A 16,191-nucleotide genomic window follows, 5' to 3' on the forward strand; every position below is an offset into this window, starting at 1 on the left:
GTTTTGCGATTGCGCGCTTCCAGGAGGATGAGTAGCGAAGAATAGAGTTTGGCTCAAGTTTTTTTCGAGCAGATAGAGGAAGGGCTCCCTAATCCAACAAAAAAGGCTCAGCCACAAGGGCCGAGCTAGAGGGGTTCAAAACAGGCTGCTAGGGCTAGAGCCGCACCTGCGCGCCCTCAAAGAAGCCACGGATGATTAGGATAGCTCCTTGCTGGGTAGCAGGGCTTCCCGGTTCGTCTTCTGTCCCAGTCTCAACGTTGCCGGTAGGAAACTCCTGTTCCAGGAACCACTGGCCGGAGATCCGGTCGGCAGAAGTCGTTGAGTCGAAAACCAAATTCAAGTTGCCTCGCAGCAGAGAACCGCCAATATCTGCCCTGTTGAATGGGCCAGCCAATTGTGCCCCGGCCAGGGTGCGGAAGACAAAATCGCCAGTGGCGGGCACAATGCCCTGAAGAATAACCGGCTGAGGGGTATTTCCTTCCACAGGTGAGCCAGGTAAGGTACCCGTAGAGCGCTCGGTGCGCAGGGAGAAAAAGTAGTCAAAGGCCGTAGGAGCACCCGGACGTCCAGGGACGGGCAACTGCGGGATCGGAGTGGGGAAAGGTCGTGGCGGCGGGCTGACCTGGACAAAGTTGAGGACTGTGCTGACATTGGCCGGGTCAAACTCCGCTTGTACCCGACCGTTCAGCAGACGCCGGATGCGTACCAACTGGTTGGGCAAGATGTTCGGACGAGTGGGATCCGGAGCAAATAGCACCGACTGCGTACCCACCTGGGTGGGACGATAGACGATTTCCGCCTGGTTGGGCCGGAAGTTCAGGCGAGCAAAGAGAGCCAGGGCATCTTCAGGAGTGCCATCGCCGGCCACGCCCCGCTGCCGCACCACAAAGCTGGCGGAGAAGCTGCCGGTTTGCAGGATGGCAGTGACAGGCCCTTGAGGTGGGGGAGGATTGACAAAAGAGCCCGGCGCCAAAATCTCACCCTCAGGACCAGGGCCACCATCTTCAAACAGCACACCTAAGGTGGGGACAATGAGAGAAGAATCTCCCTCTAAGACGACTTGGTTGCCATTGCGGCTAACCAAGATGCGGCGCACGGTTAAAGTTAAAACAGTTTCCGTATCCGGATCGGCAGCTCTAAAGGTTGTGTTGACTCGAATGCGCTGGTCGTTGGGGTTTGTCGAAAGGGCAACCAGGCCGGCAATGCTGAATTGCGTAGATAGCCTGCCGTCGTTGGGGCCGAAGGCGATGAGATTCACCAGCGGCGTGGTTCGGGCAATCTGGAGGGCCAGTGTGCTGGAGCGAAGGGTTGAGTCAATTGTCAGTTCATTGGCTGGGATCTCATTGACCGGCAGAATGCGGGCCTCTACGTTGGTAATGCGGGCTTCTCCACTGCCTTGAAAGCCGCTGTTCCGCACAGGGATCCCGTTGTCAAACTTTGGGTTGATGTAGTCCAGCCTCAAGCTGGTGGTCTCCAGCACTGAGCCGGGGGTAAAGCGGTACTCCTGCGCCGAGACAAACGCCGTGGGATCCACCTGGACAGGCCCCGGCAAGGCGGGGGATTCGTCAATTTGACCGCAGCCGCCTAGAAGTAAGACTCCACACAAAACTGCCAATGAGCGACCTTTGAAGTTCATACAGCACTGCCTCACACACCCTAATCTGGGGAAATCCACACACAAAATGGAGGAAAAGGCACCCAACCCCAACGCTACAGGTAAGCTGGCCGCCCCTGCTCGAGGCTATGATACCCCATATCTAGGGGATGGACCATTTCCAAAAAAATTTCTTGGATTTGCTTTGCCGCTTGCTTGACAACGCCCCAAGATGCAGTAGAACTAACAGCAGGCATCCGCCTTTGAAACGGGATCCCTCATAATCTTGCCCATGCATAGGGGCAGATTCAGTGGATCCCGGCTGGGCGCTGTTGGAAAGATTTGCTGTGGTGTGAGTGAGTGGAGAATTCCCCGATGAAACGACGTTCTGGCTCAGGCCCTGGCCGTGGCGGCCTTTCTCTTCTGGCAACTTGGGCTTCGCTGGCGCTAGCCACTGCCTGCAGCAGCGAGACCACGGGCGGCCTGCCACCCCTCTTGACCGCCAATGGATCCACCCCTCCTCCCGTGGCCGTGGCCCCCACCATCTCGCCCAACCTCACACCCATCACCTTCCGCCCTGGGCCAGACTTTGCCCCCATCACGCCGCCGCCCATTCAGCCTGACCTGCCGGATCCACCCAGCTTGCGGCCAGCTCCAAATGGGGAATTCAACCTTTTGCTCTCTACCCCGCCAAACCCTGCTGTGATTCCCCCAGTGGGATCCGCTTTTGTAACAGTTACCTTGCGCGGCTTGTTGGTGCCAGGGGTCATTGCCAGCGTAGAGCTGCAGTTTTTCAACATCAGCCGCGGCACAGATATTACCGGCATTTTCTTGCCGACAGCCATCGAGCAGTTTAGGAATACGCTCATAGGCCGAGGCAACAGCTACGCCGACCGAACCGACGGGATCACCCTCACCAATGGCTTTACCTTCCCGGCTGATCTGGCGGCCTATAGCGCCAACGTTGCTCCCGGAGAAAGGGTTTTGGTGATCCTGGTCATTCGCGATTCGTTTGGCCAAGCCCTAAGATTAGAGGCACGCGCTCAGGCTACCTAGCGTGAAGCTGGCTAAGGGCAGTGTTTAATTGCTGCGAGAGATTTAAGGTCAGGAGGATGAGGGAATGAAAACCGGAAAGCTGGCTGGGGTTTTGGCTTGCCTCTGTGTTGGTTTGCTGACGGCTTGCCAACAGGCAAAGGATAAGAATGCAACCAGCTTTATACCTGGGCCGATCTTTCCTGTGCAAAACCCAAGTGTAGAACCCGGCGGAACTGGCGTGGGAGTGCCGGCTACTCCTCCCGTTGGAGTTGCTCCCCCAACCCAGCCCAGCCCTCTCGCGTCCCCTCCCGTCTCGGCGCCGACGATCCCACCCTTGCCCAGCCCCAACCCTTCTCCCAGCATTGTTGGGTTGCCTCCGGCCCCCTTGGCTGCTCCAACCTTTACCAAGAGTTTCAGTCCGAGCACGACTTCGGTGGGTGTTCCTGTTACTTTAAGTTTTTCGATCACCAACAACTCCGGCATCCAACTGACCGGCCTCAGCTTTGCGGAAATCTTGCCGGCAGGGCTATCCGTTGCTGCCGCCCCTGGCCTCAACAATACCTGTGGGGGAACTGCAAGCGCCCCTGCAAATGGAAGCTTTATTTCTCTGACCGGTGGCCAGCTTAGTCCCAATTCAAGCTGCTTGATAGGCGTTCAGGTGGTTGCTACAAACGTGGGCACTTACACGAACCCTGCCACAACGCTCACCAGCGACCAGGCTCCTGCCGCTCAAAGCGCACCTGTCAGCCTAACCGTAGACCCAGTTGATCCACCAACCTTTAAAAAAGAGTTTAGCCCTAGCACAGCAACACCAGGCAGCACTGTAGTCGTTATCTTTACCATCACCAACGATGCCCCTGTACCTTTGTCTGGACTTAGCTTTATAGATGCTTTGCCAGGTGGTTTGCGAATTACTGAAACGAATGTAGTTACTTTAAATACGTGCGGTGGCACGCTCACGGCAAACCCCAGCATTCCTGCTTCCTCAACACAACTAGCAATTCCTTCAACCACGATTGCCCTTCAAGGTGGAACTCTGGCTCCGAATTCCTCCTGCGTGGTTTCTGTATCTGTGCAACAGATCAATCCAGTGTCGGCAACTTACACAAATCCCCCAGTTACTCTCTTCAGCAGTGGGGCGCAATCAGTAACTTCTAACCCAGCTACTGTGACTTTCAATCCTTAACCCAGCTACTGTGACTTTCAATTAGGGTCGGTTTAGATTTCTTGCTGTTGACCCAAGCAAGGCTTGGGAAGCTCCACTGCCCTTACGAGTAGCAACACTGTTTTCAACAAAGCCTAAGGAGGGATCCTGTAAACTGCCGGCGCCTAGCAACATCTCGATCATAAGCTGCTAGGGTCAAGAAGCGATTGTGGGCAATCTCACTGCCGCAACAAGCAGAACCTTGGGAGCGGAGAACAATAGCAAGCAACCAGGCTAGGGGGAGGTGGCTGCAGCCTGCCGCGCCAAGACCCACTCCACCAGGGTGCGCACGCCGTAGCCGGTGGCGCCTTTGTTGTTGTAGCCCGTATCCTTCTCTGTCCACACCGGGCCGGCTATGTCCAGGTGGGCCCAGGGGGTTTTCTCCACAAATTGCTTGAGGAAGAGGGCAGCGGTGATGGAGCCGCCGGAGCGGGGGCCGGTGTTCTTCATGTCGGCCACGGTGGAGCTGAGGCCCTCGAAATAGCTCTCTTCCAAGGGTAGGCGCCAGATCTTCTCACCAGAGAGGTTGGCCGCCTGCTGCACCTCTTGAGCCAGGGCCTCATTGGGGGTAAAGAGGCCGGCAATTTCTTCTCCCAGCGCAATGACGCAGGCGCCGGTTAGGGTGGCTAGATCCACAATGGCGTCCACCCCCAGCTTTTCGGCAAACACCAAAGCATCGGCCAGGGTAAGGCGGCCTTCGGCATCGGTGTTGTTGACCTCAATGGTCTTGCCGTTGGAGGCGGTGAGGATGTCCCCGGGGTGGAGGGCACGGCCGCTAATCATATTTTCGGTGGCGGCGACAATAAAGTGCACCTCTACCTGTGGCTTGAGGGCAGCTAGGGCCCGGGCCGCTCCCAAGACGGCTGCAGCTCCGCCCATGTCGGTTTTCATCATGGCAATGCTGCGGGAGTCGGTTTTGATGTTCAGCCCGCCGGAATCGAAGGTGAGGCCCTTGCCCACCAGGGCCAGCTTGGCGACGGGATCCCCTTCTTTGGGCTTGTAGGTGAGGTGGATAAACTGGGGCGGCAGATCTGAGGCCTGGGCCACGCCGAGGAAAGCCCCCATGCCTAAGGCTTGGCACTCTTCCCGTCCTAGGATCTCCACCTCTAGGCCGTAGTCTTGGGCCAGTTGCCGGGCAGTGTCGGCCAGGGCAGGGGGTGTGACGACGTTGGCAGGGGCGGCCACCAGTTCGCGGGCCAGGATTGTCCCGGCAGCCATCTCGGTGGCCCGCTGCAGGGCGTTTTCATAGTCTTGGCGGGCCTGGGCCAGGCCTGGCACCAGGAGGGTGACTTCCTCAACGGAAAAGCCGCGCTCTTCCTCGGGCTTGGGCTGGGATTTAAAGCGGTTGTCCTGGTGGGCCACAAGGAGGCTGGCTTCGGCTACTGCCTGCACCGCCCGCACCGGATCCAGCCCCGTTTCTGGCAAGGACAGCACCACCTGCTTAGCTTTAAGGCTGTGGGCCTGGCGCAGACCATTGGCAGTGGCCCGCCGCAGCGCTTCCAGCGTCAGCGCAGCCGGATCCCCAAGCCCCACCAACACCAGCTTGCGGATGGCTCCTGGCAGGCGCAGAGCAAGGCTGCTATTGGGCTTGCCCTGAAACTTCTGTTCTTGAACTGCTTCCGCCACCAGCCCCGACCCCACTTTCTCGTCCAAGGCAGCAATCTCGGCAGGCAGCGAGAAGGGGGCGTTTTCGCCGGTGGGGGCAAAGCAGTAAACTAGGGCGCATTCTGCCTGTGTTAGGGGCGGCTCGCCAAGACGAAGCTGCATGGGAAACCTTTGGCCAAGCTAGGGACAGCAGATTTTCAGTGTAGCCAATTCCGCCACTTCTAGGACAGGGGATCCCTTGGCTGGCATCGACGTTGGCTTTTCTAGCCAATAGCCTTTAATCAGGAAGGGAGGAAACCAAGGTATGGCCTGGCGGCGGCGTTCCATCCTTCAGCTTGGGGTTAGTGCCGGCGCAATGCTCCTGGCGCTGGCGCTAGGGGAGGTGGGATCCCTGGCCCAGGCGCAGAGGCCCCTGGAAGAGCTGCCGCAGCCGGTTCGCCTCAAGCTGCCCCCCGGCCTAGCCCGCTACACCTACGACAAGTCGGCGGGAGACTACTTCGAAGAAATCGAGCCGCTGCTGCCGGGTGGAGCTTACGCCCAGTGGGCCTTCTACCCCGTCCCTGTCTACATTCAGGGGGATCACCCCCAGTGGAAAACCTTTGTGGAGCAGGCGGTAAAGGAGTGGTCGGCCTACCTCCCCCTGAAAGTGGTGGGCAAAGAAGAGGAGGCCCTCTACGGGATGAGCATCTACCGCGTTCCTGTCATTGGCGAAGGGATAGCGGGGGCAGCCCGGCCTGAGTTTTTCTTTGCCGCCGATGGCTCGCTGCAGCAGCGGGTGCGCATTGTCATTGCCGAAGACCAGAGGTTGGCAGAAGTGACGGCGGTGGCCCGGCACGAGATTGGCCATGGGCTGGGGCTGTGGGGCCATAGTCCCAACCCGCGGGATCTGATGTACGGCGGCCACCATGCAGCGGCTACCGGCAATCGCCGCCTGCTGCGGGTGCCCACTATCACCAAACGGGATCTCAATACCCTCAAGCGGGTTTACGAGCAGCCCACCCTCATGGGCCAGGTCTTCCCGGAGAGCTACCGCCGCCTGTTTGGCCAGCTTCTGCCAGAGAGAATTTTGGGAATGGCCGGCAGCTAGCGCCGCAGCAGTTGCGCTCCCCCCTTCAGCCCCATGGCCAGGAGAAAAAACAGCAACTGGGTGGCCACAATGCTGGGGCCAGAGGGGAGGTTGAAGGCGGCTGAGAGGAGGATCCCCAGCACGGCGCTCAAGCCCCCCAAGCCCATGGCCAGCAGCACATAGGTTGTAAAGCTGGATGCCAAAAGCCGCGCCGTCGAGGCAGGGATCACCACAAAGGCGCTCACCAATAGCACCCCCACCGAGCGGATCGACAGAGCCACCACCAGCGCCAGCAGCACCACAAAGGCCAGCCGCTGCCAGCCCCCCACTACCCCCCGCGCCCGCGCCAGCGACTCATCCAGGGTGAGCAGCATCTGGGCAGGCAAGGTCAGCCCAATATACCCCAGAGCCAAGAGCAGGAGCAGGCCGCTCATCCACAAGGCCGGCAGACTGATGCCGAGAATATCCCCAAGCAGCAACTGGTTAAGGTTGCCGCGGTAGCCAGGGATCAGGCTGAGGCCAATGATGGCCAGGGCCAAGGAGGAGGAGTAGATGATGTTTAGCACCGCATCCGCCGAAAGCTGGGTGTGTTCCAGGACAAAAGTCACCCCCAGGGCAAACACTACCCCAAACACCATCAGCACCGCTGTGGGATCCAGCCCCAAGGCCACTCCCACGAGAATACCCAGCAGCGCCGAATGCCCCAAGGCATCACTAAAAAACGCCAACTGCCGAAAGATGGCAAAACTGCCCAAAAGCCCCCCCGTCACCCCCGTCAGGATGCCGCCTAGGAGAGCCCGCTGCATGAAGGGCAACTGCAGCCATTCCACCACCTGCGCCCAGGTCTCCGGCATTGCCCCTCCTCAGTGGTGGTGGATGTAGCGGGCAAACTCGGGGCCGTAGACGCGGCTGAGCATCTCCGGCGCCAGGGCCGCCTCAGGGGATCCCTGACAAATCAGGGAGCGGTTGAGACACAGCACGCGGTCACAGTAGCGGGACACCATCTCTAGGTCGTGGGAGACCTGCAGGATGGCCCAGCCCAGGAAGCGGCGCAGCTCTTCCAATAGCCGATAGAATTCCCCTTCGCTGAGGCTATCTAGACCAGCGGGGGCCTCGTCCAGCACCAGCAGCCGCCGCGGCCAGACTAGACAATAGGCCAACAACACGCGCTTCAGCTCGCCGCCGCTCAGTTGACCCAGGGGCTTAGAGGCCAGGTGCAGAGCCTCGGCCCGTTGCAAGGCTTTCTCGACGGCCTCCTGCCGAGCAGCTCGCTGCTGCCAGGGCCAGCGGGGCCTAAGGGATCCCCAGCCCAGGGCGACAAACTCCGCCACCGTCAGGGGAATGGCAGGGTTGAATTGCAAGCGCTGCGGCACGTAGGCAAGCTGCTGCCGCACTTTCTGGGGCAAGTACCCCGACAGACGCAGCGGCTCCCCTAGGATGGAAACCGAGCCACACTGCCGCGGCAGGATGCCCAAGATGGCCTGCACGAGGGTGCTCTTGCCGGCGCCGTTGGGGCCGACAATGGCCGTATGGGATCCCGCCGTCAGCTCAAACGAGACATTCTGCACCGCCAACTGGGATCCCCGATAGACCGTCAGTCCCTCCACCCGCAGGACAACCTCGCCAGAATGGAAGCTCATCGCCCCCTCGCCAGCAGGTGCTCAAGAGCAGCCTGACCCACCAAGGGCAACTGCAGGGGAACCCAGGCCTTCTCTTTCTCGAAGGCGGAGACCAGGTTTTCCACGTTCTGCCGCAGGATGGTTAGGTAGTACTCCGGCTCGATCCCCTCTGGGCCAGCCGTTTCCAAGGGATCGAATACGCGGACTTGTACCCCCAGATCCCGGGCCAAGACCTCAAAGGGGTTGTCCTTCCCCACTTGTGGCTCCACCAGGATTGTCTTTAGGCCCGACTGCCGCACCGTCTCCATCACCCGGCGCACATCTTCCGGAGAGGGGCTGGCTTCCGGGATCTCCACCAGGAACTCCGCTTTGAGGTTGTAGCGCTCGGCAAAGTAAGGGGCAAGGTCGTGGAAGACCACAAACTTTCTGCCGGCAAAGGGGGCCAAGCGCTGCTCGATTTCCTTATCCAAAGCCTCCAGTTGCTGGATAAAGGCAGCGGCGTTGGCGCGGTAAGTCTCTGCCCCTTCTGGATCGACAGCAATGAGGCCGTCGCGGATGTTTTCCACCTGCCGAATGGCCCGCCTGGGATCCAGCCAGATGTGGGGGTTCAACTTGCCGTGAGAGTGCCCGTGACCATGAGAATGGCCATGGCCGTGGCTGTGACCATGAGAATGGCCATGGCTGTGGGAGTGGCCATGCTCTGGCTCCTGGGTCTGCAAAGTCGGGATCCCTTGGCTGCTGTCAATGATGCGCAGCTTCGGATTGCCGGCGTTGGCAATCAATCCCTCCAAAAAGGTCTCCATTCCCAACCCGTTGATCACCAGCACATCCGCCTGGGACAGCAGGCGCGCATCCTCGGGTCGAGCCTGAAAGTCGTGGGGCCCCATCTGGGGAGGGATCAGAGGTTTCACCTCGGCCCGCTTCCCGGCCACGGCGCGGGTAAATTGCGTTATCGGCAGGATTGTGGTCACCACCTGCGGGGGAGTGGATCCCTGCTGGGCCTGGGATCTCTCTTGGCGCATCTGCAAGGTGCCTAGGATCCCGACCGAGAGGGCCGCCACCAGCGAGACCAGCGATCGCAGGGGTTGGGCTGAACGCAGAGAGTCATTAGCCATGAGCCCTAACACCTCACGAGACAACAGAGACAGCAGCGTCGGAGGCGCCTGACTTCTGGAAAGCCAAGGCCCGCTGCTGCAGCAGCGAAAACATACTCACCAGGCCGTTGCTGCGGGAAGGGCTAAGGCTGAAGTTGAGGCCCATCTCCCGCACAAACTCCAGGGAAACCCCCAAAATTTCCTCTGGTGCTGAGCCACTTAGCCCCTCCACCAAAATCGCCACCAAGCCCTTGACCAACTGGGCATCGGCATCTCCCTGGATGTAGACCTTGCCGTCCCTTAGCTCGGTGGCCAGCCACACCCGCGAAGCACAACCCCGCACGAGATTCTCCTCTGTTCGCTGGGAATCGGGGAAAGGGGGCAGGCGCTTGGCATAGGCCAGCAGCAACTCGTACTTCTGACGAGAGGTTTTGGCCTTTTGAAAGCGCCCGACAATCTGCCGCAGAGCTTCGGGCATCAACCCACTTGCCTGAATGAGAATGATAATCAAAAGTCATCGTAGCACGCGACTTGGGGAGCCCAAGGGGTTGACGCGGGAGGAAACAACTACCGCACCGGGCGGTAGCCGCCCCTTACTCCCCGGGGGGAGAGGACTAGTTGCCAAAGCTGGCTGGCGCGGGCCTTGAAGCTGCCGGCACTCATCAGCAGGTAAAGCCGCCACATGCGGCGAAAGCGCTCGTCGTAGCGACCAGCCAGTTGGGGCCATGCCCGCTCAAAATTGGTGTGCCAAGCTTTTAGGGTGGCCACGTAGTTGATCCCAAAGTTGTGCCAGTCTTCCAGAACAAATAGGCCCTCGAAAGCCGCTGTTATCTGACGAGGCGAGGGGAGCATCGAGTTGGGAAAAATGTAGCGCTCAATCCAGGGATCGCGCCCCTGGTAGGCAACGTTGGCGCCGATGGTGTGGAGAAGAAACAAGCCATCCTCTTTGAGAAGGCGACGGACTACCTGCATAAATGTTCGGTAGTTGCGGTAGCCCACATGCTCAAACATGCCCACAGAAAGGATCCGATCAAACTTTCCCTGCGTCTGGCGATAGTCTTCCAGCCGAATCTCCACCGGTAGGCCGCGGCAGCGTTCGCTGGCTAGCCTGGCCTGCTCTTGCGAGACGGTGATGCCCACCACCTGTACACCGTAGCGTTCGGCCAGGTACTGTGCCGTGCCGCCCCAACCACAGCCGATGTCGAGCACGCGCATGCCGGGCTGGAGATCTAGCTTGCGGGCAATGAGATCCAGCTTGGCTTCCTGGGCTTCGTCGAGGGTTTGTGCCCCCCCATCCCAATAAGCACAGCTATAGATCTGGCGGCGATCCAGCATGGCCTCGTAGAGGTCATGGCCAAGGTCGTAGTGGCGCTGGCCAACCACAAACGCTCCCTTACCCCGCTGGCGGTTGATGAGGCGACTGTCCAAGGCAAGCAGGAGCCGAACTGGCCAGCCCACTCGCTCGGCTGCCCGACTGGTGAGGAGACGACAAACCAGCTCATCAATAGCCTCGCAATCCCACCACCCCTCCAGGTAGGCCTCGCCAAAGCCCAGGGATCCATAGAGCAAGCAGCGCAGGTAAAGCCGCTCGTCGTGGACTTGCAGATCCCAGGGCCGCGAGCCATTGACAGCTATATCGGCAGCCTCCAAAAGCCTAAGTCCATAGCTGCGTGCCAGCCGATGCAGGATGTTGAGATCTTTCCTCATCGCTGGGATCCCCCTGCCGTCGAAAGGATCAGTGTTGGCTATTCATTTTCCAGTAGCCCTACGGCTGTCAAGGGCTTTCTGTCAACAGCCCAGGTCGCCTTCTGGTTTTCGTCGTCAGTGCTGACCACTCTCGAAGCAGCAAGTTGCCCAAAAACCCAAGAGTGCGCCGATCTCGCCTTCTACCTAATTTTGGCTGCCCTCATCCCAATCAGCTATCTCTAGAGTTCCTATCCCCCACAGATCCCAGGAGATGGGATCCTCGAAGTGACCTCAGCGAACCCAGATTCCCGCTTTTCTCCAGTTTCTAGAGATCCCCAAACAGAAAAATAGAGCCACAAACACCTCCCCTATTAGCGGGAGGTTTTTCCCATTGGGATCTCCCGAAGGGGTAATTCCACAAGCTCTGCCAACCTCAAAAAAGTCTCCCATTCCTATGCAGGAGGAAGAACAAGAAACGAATACAATAGTGGTACCCTAGTGGTTGTTTCTGTTTCCAACCTCCAGGGATCCCCTTGCAGAGGGAGCGATAAGTTGCGTAAGTTACGGTATCGCTGCCGAGTCTAGATGACATTGGGCTTCGGCCTGCCCTGAACGAGGAGACTGCCGTGGTGCAGGCAAGATGGGAGCATTTTGAACACATGGCCGACATTGGCGTCCGCGGCTATGGGGCAACGCCGGAGGAAGCCTTTGCCCAGGCAGCTTTGGCCCTGACTGCGGCGATCACTAGCGTGGATGAAGTAGATCCCAGGGAGCGGCTAGAGATCGAGCTAGAAAATTCAGGCGATCTGGAACTATTGTTGGTGGACTTCCTGAATGCAGTGATCTACGAGATGGCAGTTAGAGGAATGCTGTTTGGGAAAGTTGAAGTGCATCTTGCAAAAGACCATCTCAAAGCCAGCCTGTGGGGGGAAAGAGTTGACCGCACCAAGCACCGACCGGCAGTAGAAGTTAAAGGGGCAACTTACACGCAACTCAAGGTAGCTCAAGAGGGTGAGCTTTGGGTGGCACAGTGTGTGGTGGACGTGTAAGGGAGGCAGTCTATGGATATCAGGAAACTTGAGCGTCTAGATGAAACGGTTTGGCGCATTCCTCCTAAAGGCAAAATGCGTGTCCCGGTCTTGATCTTTGCCGATGAAGAGTTAATCCGGGAGATGGACGACAAAGTGGCCGAGCAGGCCAGCAACGTGACCACTTTGCCAGGGATCGTGGGAGCGTGTTATGTGATGCCAGATGCCCACTGGGGCTATGGTTTTCCCATCGGTGGGGTGGCGGCCTTCGATGCAGAAGAAGGGGGGGTGATTTCCGCTGGCGGAGTGGGATTTGACATCTCCTGCGGCGTGAGAACCTTGCGGACGGGGCTGACGCGCGAAGAAGTGGAGGAAGCAGCAGAACCCTTAGCCAATGCCTTGTATGCAAGCGTACCGGTAGGGCTCGGCAGCCGCAGCAAGCTTTCCTTGAGCGACAAAGAGATGGAAGCCATGCTGGAAGGCGGAGCAGAATGGGCTGTGGCTCAAGGCTACGGCAAGAAAGCAGATCTAGAGCGCATCGAAGAACATGGCCGCATGCGTGGAGCAAAGCCAGGCGAAGTCTCCGCCTACGCCCGTGAACGCCAGCGGCGCGAGATGGGAACCCTAGGCTCAGGTAACCACTACCTCGAAGTCCAGGTTGTCGATGAGATCTACGATCCCAAGGCTGCCGAGAGTTTTGGTCTCAGGCAGGGGGAAGTTGTCATTACTATTCACTGCGGCTCGCGGGGCCTGGGTCACCAGATTGGCACTGAATATTTGAAGAAGATGCAACAGGCAGCTAAAGAACACGGCATAGAGCTGCCTGATCGCGAGCTGGCATGTGCGCCTTTGCAGTCCAAAGTGGGGCAAAGCTACCTGGGAGCAATGCGGGCAGCCGTCAACTGCGCCTTGGCTAACCGCCAGATCATCACCCACTGGGTGCGCCAGGTATTCGCCGAGCTTTTTCCCAAGGCTGAACTCGACCTCATCTACGATGTCTCCCACAACACCTGCAAGGAGGAGACACATATCATAGAGGGGAAAAAACGCCGCCTGTTTGTCCACCGCAAGGGGGCAACGCGCGCTTTTGGGCCCGGCCACCCAGAGATCCCTCAGGCTTTTCGTTCCATCGGTCAGCCGGTAATCATCGGTGGCTCCATGGGCACGGCCTCCTACATTCTGGTCGGCACCGAGGAAAGTGAGGCCCTTGCCCTCTCTTCAGCTTGCCACGGGGCCGGAAGGGCGATGAGTCGCAACCAGGCTCTCAAAGCCTGGACAGGGCAGGAGATTATCGAACAACTGCGACGGCGCGGCGTCATTGTGTGCAGTCCTTCTCTGCGGGGGGTAGCCGAAGAAGCGCCCCAGGCCTACAAAAACGTAGACAAAGTTGTGCGCGCTGCCGACCAAGCCAAGATCGCTAAACTCGTAGCGCGCTTAAGGCCTATTCTCTGTATCAAAGGCTAGGGATCCCCCGAAAGGGGAAGCTATTTTTGGGGGCTTAATGCCCCTTTTTTCGTTGTTTTTAATTCCTAGGGATCCCCCGGAAACAGATTCTTCAGCAAGTACAACGCCTGCATACTTCATGTTTCCAGGGATCCCTCCAAAGAAGAGCGAGGCAGCGAACAGAAGGGATCCCCCTCTTACTCAGCGCAGCGTGAGGAAGTTGCCCACATTCAACAAGATGAACTCGTTGGCATCTGCAGCATTGGGCAGACGTCCGGCGGAGAAGGGCAGGTTGTTGTCATTGGCTACAACAATGTGTTGCTCATCCACCACGTCCACGTCCTCAATGGTTACAAACGGAAAAGTAAAACGGCCGTCCACTGTGGCTGTCTTGCCAATGCCTTTCGGATCGGCGATATCCAACAGATCAACATAGGCCACCTTCTTGACGAGGCCGGCGCTGTCTACCTGGGCCAAGTCAATCAGGTAAACCCGTTTGAACTCAGCGGCCTTTGAGAAGCAATCCGTCTTCTGTTCTCCCTTGCAGGCGAGGCGGGGATCCCCTTCGTTGTTGTCCCGCTCAATTACTAAAGCCCGCGTGTCATCGATCATGTTGAAGTCGCCGATGTTATTGCCGGCAACCTCAAGCGGATACTTCCAGGTTTTGCCCGTCCACTTGCGGTTCTTAACGTCAAACTCCAGAATCCGCAGCACCTCCTTGCCCTCCACCGTCTCCAGAGCCGGCAGTTCGCCGAGGTAGAGGGGACCTTCTAGCATGGCATAGAGAAATTGTCCGTTGGGAGAAGCCGCCATGCCCTCAAAGCCACGGGAACGCCGCACTTCAAAGTTGACCGGGCCCGGCGTTGCCGGTGTGGTAAACGTATGATGATCCGGGGAACGTACTACCTTGCCCTCAACCTCGGTTTCAAAGAAAGCTACAACTTTGCCGTTGCTATCGACGGCAATGAGGTAGGGGCCAAACTCATCCCCAATCCAGTGCAGATCCCCAATAGTTTGGATCGACTCGATGTCTAGATCAGCACCGGTAAGGTAGCGCCTAGTTGTAAACTCGTTGACAATGCGGAAGGGGATCACTTTGTTCGGATCCTGTAGGAATACCGACTTGTTCAACCGCACCTGGCCACTCTCCCAGTCAACGGCTACTTCGTGAAAGCTGAGCAAGGCGTCTGGGGAGTTTGCCTTGCTGCCAAAGCCGTTGTCAATCAAAACACGGAAGCGGTCGCGAGCCAGGGTTTCAATCCCCGAAAAACCCTGAATTGGCTGACCAACAAAGGGCAGCGAAATGCCGGTGGTTCGGCCATCAACAAACGACTTGCCCTCAACTGAGGCGACCTCTTCGACCCGCTGGTTGTTGATTGCCGCAAAGCGGCCAGAGACCACAAAGCCAGAACCGGCATCGCTGGGTGGTGGCACGAAACTCATTGCCGGCAGCACGGCATATCCAGCTAGGGTGGCTTTAACCGCTTCGGCTGCTGAAACCGACGTGGCTGAAACCATGCCCAAAAAGATCCCCAAACCGAGGCGCGCAAGCGAGGTTCTCATAGTGCCTCCACTCTTTCTCTTTCGACTCCCAACTCTAGACCATGCTAAACATTGGTTCGCAGCTTCTAAATATCTTCCAGAAAAGCAGGCTCCACCCTGCTGGGGAAAACTTCAGGGATCCCCGCAAAATAAGCCTCCTAAGCCGCAACCAAGCAGCATTATACCTGAATACTTCCAACTTTTAGAGACTAGCTGAAAAGCGGAATGGAGGGAGTATTAACTGTCAATTAACCAATCGATTAACAGCACTTAACCTTCCCAGTTTTTCTAGTTTCTAAGTTTTAGGGATTTTCTCCAAGGAAAACCTCTGCACGCCAAAGGGAGTGTGCAGAGCGGCTTCACGTCTCCAGTTGCCGGGCACACACCCGAAGGAGAAACAAAAATGGGATCTCAATCTGGGATCCCAATTCAGCAGTTTCCAATTTCTAGGGATCCCCCCGAAGGGGGAACTCTTCGTCGACGAGGTGTTCCGCCTCAGCCCGCAGTCGCTTGTTTCCAATTTCTAGGGATCCCCCCGAAGGGGGAACTGACCCGAAAGCAGAGGCTGAACCTCACTGGGAGGATTAGAGCGTTTCCAATTTCTAGGGATCCCCCCGAAGGGGGAACTGCGGTGGAACTTTGGGCTGCTGGCTGCTCCTGTTTCTGAGAGTTTCCAATTTCTAGGGATCCCCCCGAAGGGGGAACGGCTGACGGTTGGCCTTGATGTTACGGTCGACGACCGAGAGGTGTTTCCAATTTCTAGGGATCCCCCCGAAGGGGGAACCCAGGGCCAGGGGCAGGCCACGCCAGTACAGCATCTGGCTCCGTTTCCAATTTCTAGGGATCCCCCCGAAGGGGGAACAACAATCCCCTCTCTTATCGCCGTGGGGTGGCAGCGAGATGTTTCCAATTTCTAGGGATCCCCCCGAAGGGGGAACGCACCTGGCAGGAACTGACCCGACGCATTGCCCGCTTCTGTTTCCAATTTCTAGGGATCCCCCCGAAGGGGGAACGTCGTCGATCCCACCCAGCCCATGCTGCTGGATAGTTTCGTTTCCAATTTCTAGGGATCCCCCCGAAGGGGGAACCCGGCTCGCCTTGAGTGCCGCAGGGGCCTTGGGCGCGTTTCCAATTTCTAGGGATCCCCCCGAAGGGGGAACCTCTCTGGGCCGGTGGGGGCGGCGAAGTTTGACCCCAAGTTTCCAATTTCTAGGGATCCCCCCGAAGGGGGAACTCTACCCCTATTAAACCCAAGCGGGGCAAGGAATGCAAGAC

The 16,191-nt window shown here is 58.3% G+C and carries 13 protein-coding genes and 1 CRISPR repeat array; of the genes, 5 read left to right on the forward strand and 8 right to left on the reverse strand.

Translation table 11 applies throughout. The features are described from left to right. Nucleotides 1-154: 154 nt before the first annotated feature. Nucleotides 155-1,606: a hypothetical protein gene (locus tag NW845_RS00670; protein ID WP_414376276.1), complete on the reverse strand. Its 1,452-nt coding sequence runs from the start codon at nt 1,604-1,606 to the stop codon at nt 155-157. A gap of 363 nt (nt 1,607-1,969) precedes the next feature. Here NW845_RS00670 and NW845_RS00675 point away from each other — a divergent pair, with 363 nt between their 5' ends. Together NW845_RS00675 and NW845_RS00680 are read left to right on the forward strand one after the other, a co-directional pair. Beyond that, entirely contained in the window at nt 1,970-2,650 is a 681-nt protein-coding gene (locus tag NW845_RS00675) for a hypothetical protein (protein ID WP_414376278.1), read from the forward strand. A gap of 364 nt (nt 2,651-3,014) precedes the next feature. Next, nucleotides 3,015-3,815 carry a hypothetical protein gene (locus NW845_RS00680; RefSeq protein ID WP_414376279.1) on the forward strand — a complete coding sequence of 267 codons (801 nt, stop codon included), beginning with the start codon at nt 3,015-3,017 and terminating at the stop codon, nt 3,813-3,815. Nucleotides 3,816-4,067: 252 nt separating this feature from the next. Here NW845_RS00680 and NW845_RS00685 read toward each other — a convergent pair whose 3' ends face one another. Further along, nucleotides 4,068-5,600: a leucyl aminopeptidase gene (locus tag NW845_RS00685; RefSeq protein ID WP_414376281.1), complete on the reverse strand. Its 1,533-nt coding sequence runs from the start codon at nt 5,598-5,600 to the stop codon at nt 4,068-4,070. Between the two features lie 142 nt (nt 5,601-5,742). On the opposite strand from NW845_RS00685, the gene NW845_RS00690 reads away from it, so the two are divergent. Next, nucleotides 5,743-6,525: a hypothetical protein gene (locus NW845_RS00690; RefSeq protein ID WP_414376282.1), complete on the forward strand. Its 783-nt coding sequence runs from the start codon at nt 5,743-5,745 to the stop codon at nt 6,523-6,525. Here the strand turns inward: NW845_RS00690 and NW845_RS00695 are convergent. The 5 genes from NW845_RS00695 to cfa all read right to left on the reverse strand — a co-directional run bounded on the left by NW845_RS00695 (nt 6,522) and on the right by cfa (nt 10,924). After that, a complete protein-coding gene (locus NW845_RS00695) occupies nt 6,522-7,358 on the reverse strand; it encodes a metal ABC transporter permease (RefSeq protein ID WP_414376285.1) in 837 nt (278 codons plus the stop codon). The two genes, NW845_RS00690 and NW845_RS00695, sit on opposite strands and share 4 nt — an antisense overlap. Nucleotides 7,359-7,367: 9 nt before the next feature. Continuing rightward, a complete protein-coding gene (locus NW845_RS00700; RefSeq protein WP_414376288.1) occupies nt 7,368-8,144 on the reverse strand; it encodes a metal ABC transporter ATP-binding protein in 777 nt (258 codons plus the stop codon). Beyond that, a complete protein-coding gene (locus NW845_RS00705) occupies nt 8,141-9,238 on the reverse strand; it encodes a metal ABC transporter solute-binding protein, Zn/Mn family (protein ID WP_414376291.1) in 1,098 nt (365 codons plus the stop codon). Before NW845_RS00705 ends, NW845_RS00700 begins: the two co-directional genes overlap by 4 nt. A gap of 13 nt (nt 9,239-9,251) precedes the next feature. Further along, nucleotides 9,252-9,695 (reverse strand): SufE family protein, encoded by a 444-nt coding sequence (locus NW845_RS00710; RefSeq protein ID WP_414376294.1) that lies wholly within the window; start codon nt 9,693-9,695, stop codon nt 9,252-9,254. Between the two features lie 89 nt (nt 9,696-9,784). Next, nucleotides 9,785-10,924 carry a cyclopropane fatty acyl phospholipid synthase gene (cfa, locus tag NW845_RS00715; protein ID WP_414376296.1) on the reverse strand — a complete coding sequence of 380 codons (1,140 nt, stop codon included), beginning with the start codon at nt 10,922-10,924 and terminating at the stop codon, nt 9,785-9,787. 605 nt (nt 10,925-11,529) lie between these two features. Between cfa and NW845_RS00720 the strand changes: the two genes are divergently transcribed. Next, nucleotides 11,530-11,952, forward strand: a complete 423-nt coding sequence (locus NW845_RS00720) for an archease (RefSeq protein ID WP_414366392.1) — start codon at nt 11,530-11,532, stop codon at nt 11,950-11,952. Between the two features lie 75 nt (nt 11,953-12,027). Beyond that, nucleotides 12,028-13,395 carry an RtcB family protein gene (locus NW845_RS00725; protein ID WP_414376299.1) on the forward strand — a complete coding sequence of 456 codons (1,368 nt, stop codon included), beginning with the start codon at nt 12,028-12,030 and terminating at the stop codon, nt 13,393-13,395. Between the two features lie 180 nt (nt 13,396-13,575). On the opposite strand, the gene NW845_RS00730 is transcribed toward NW845_RS00725, so the two are convergent. Then, nucleotides 13,576-14,892, reverse strand: a complete 1,317-nt coding sequence (locus NW845_RS00730; protein ID WP_414376302.1) for an esterase-like activity of phytase family protein — start codon at nt 14,890-14,892, stop codon at nt 13,576-13,578. Between the two features lie 459 nt (nt 14,893-15,351). Then, a CRISPR array of direct repeats spans nt 15,352-16,150; the repeat unit is 36 nt; unit sequence GTTTCCAATTTCTAGGGATCCCCCCGAAGGGGGAAC. Nucleotides 16,151-16,191 lie beyond the last annotated feature (41 nt).

It is taken from the genome of Synechococcus sp. H60.2, assembly GCF_047462315.1.
Classification (GTDB): domain Bacteria; phylum Cyanobacteriota; class Cyanobacteriia; order Thermostichales; family Thermostichaceae; genus Thermostichus.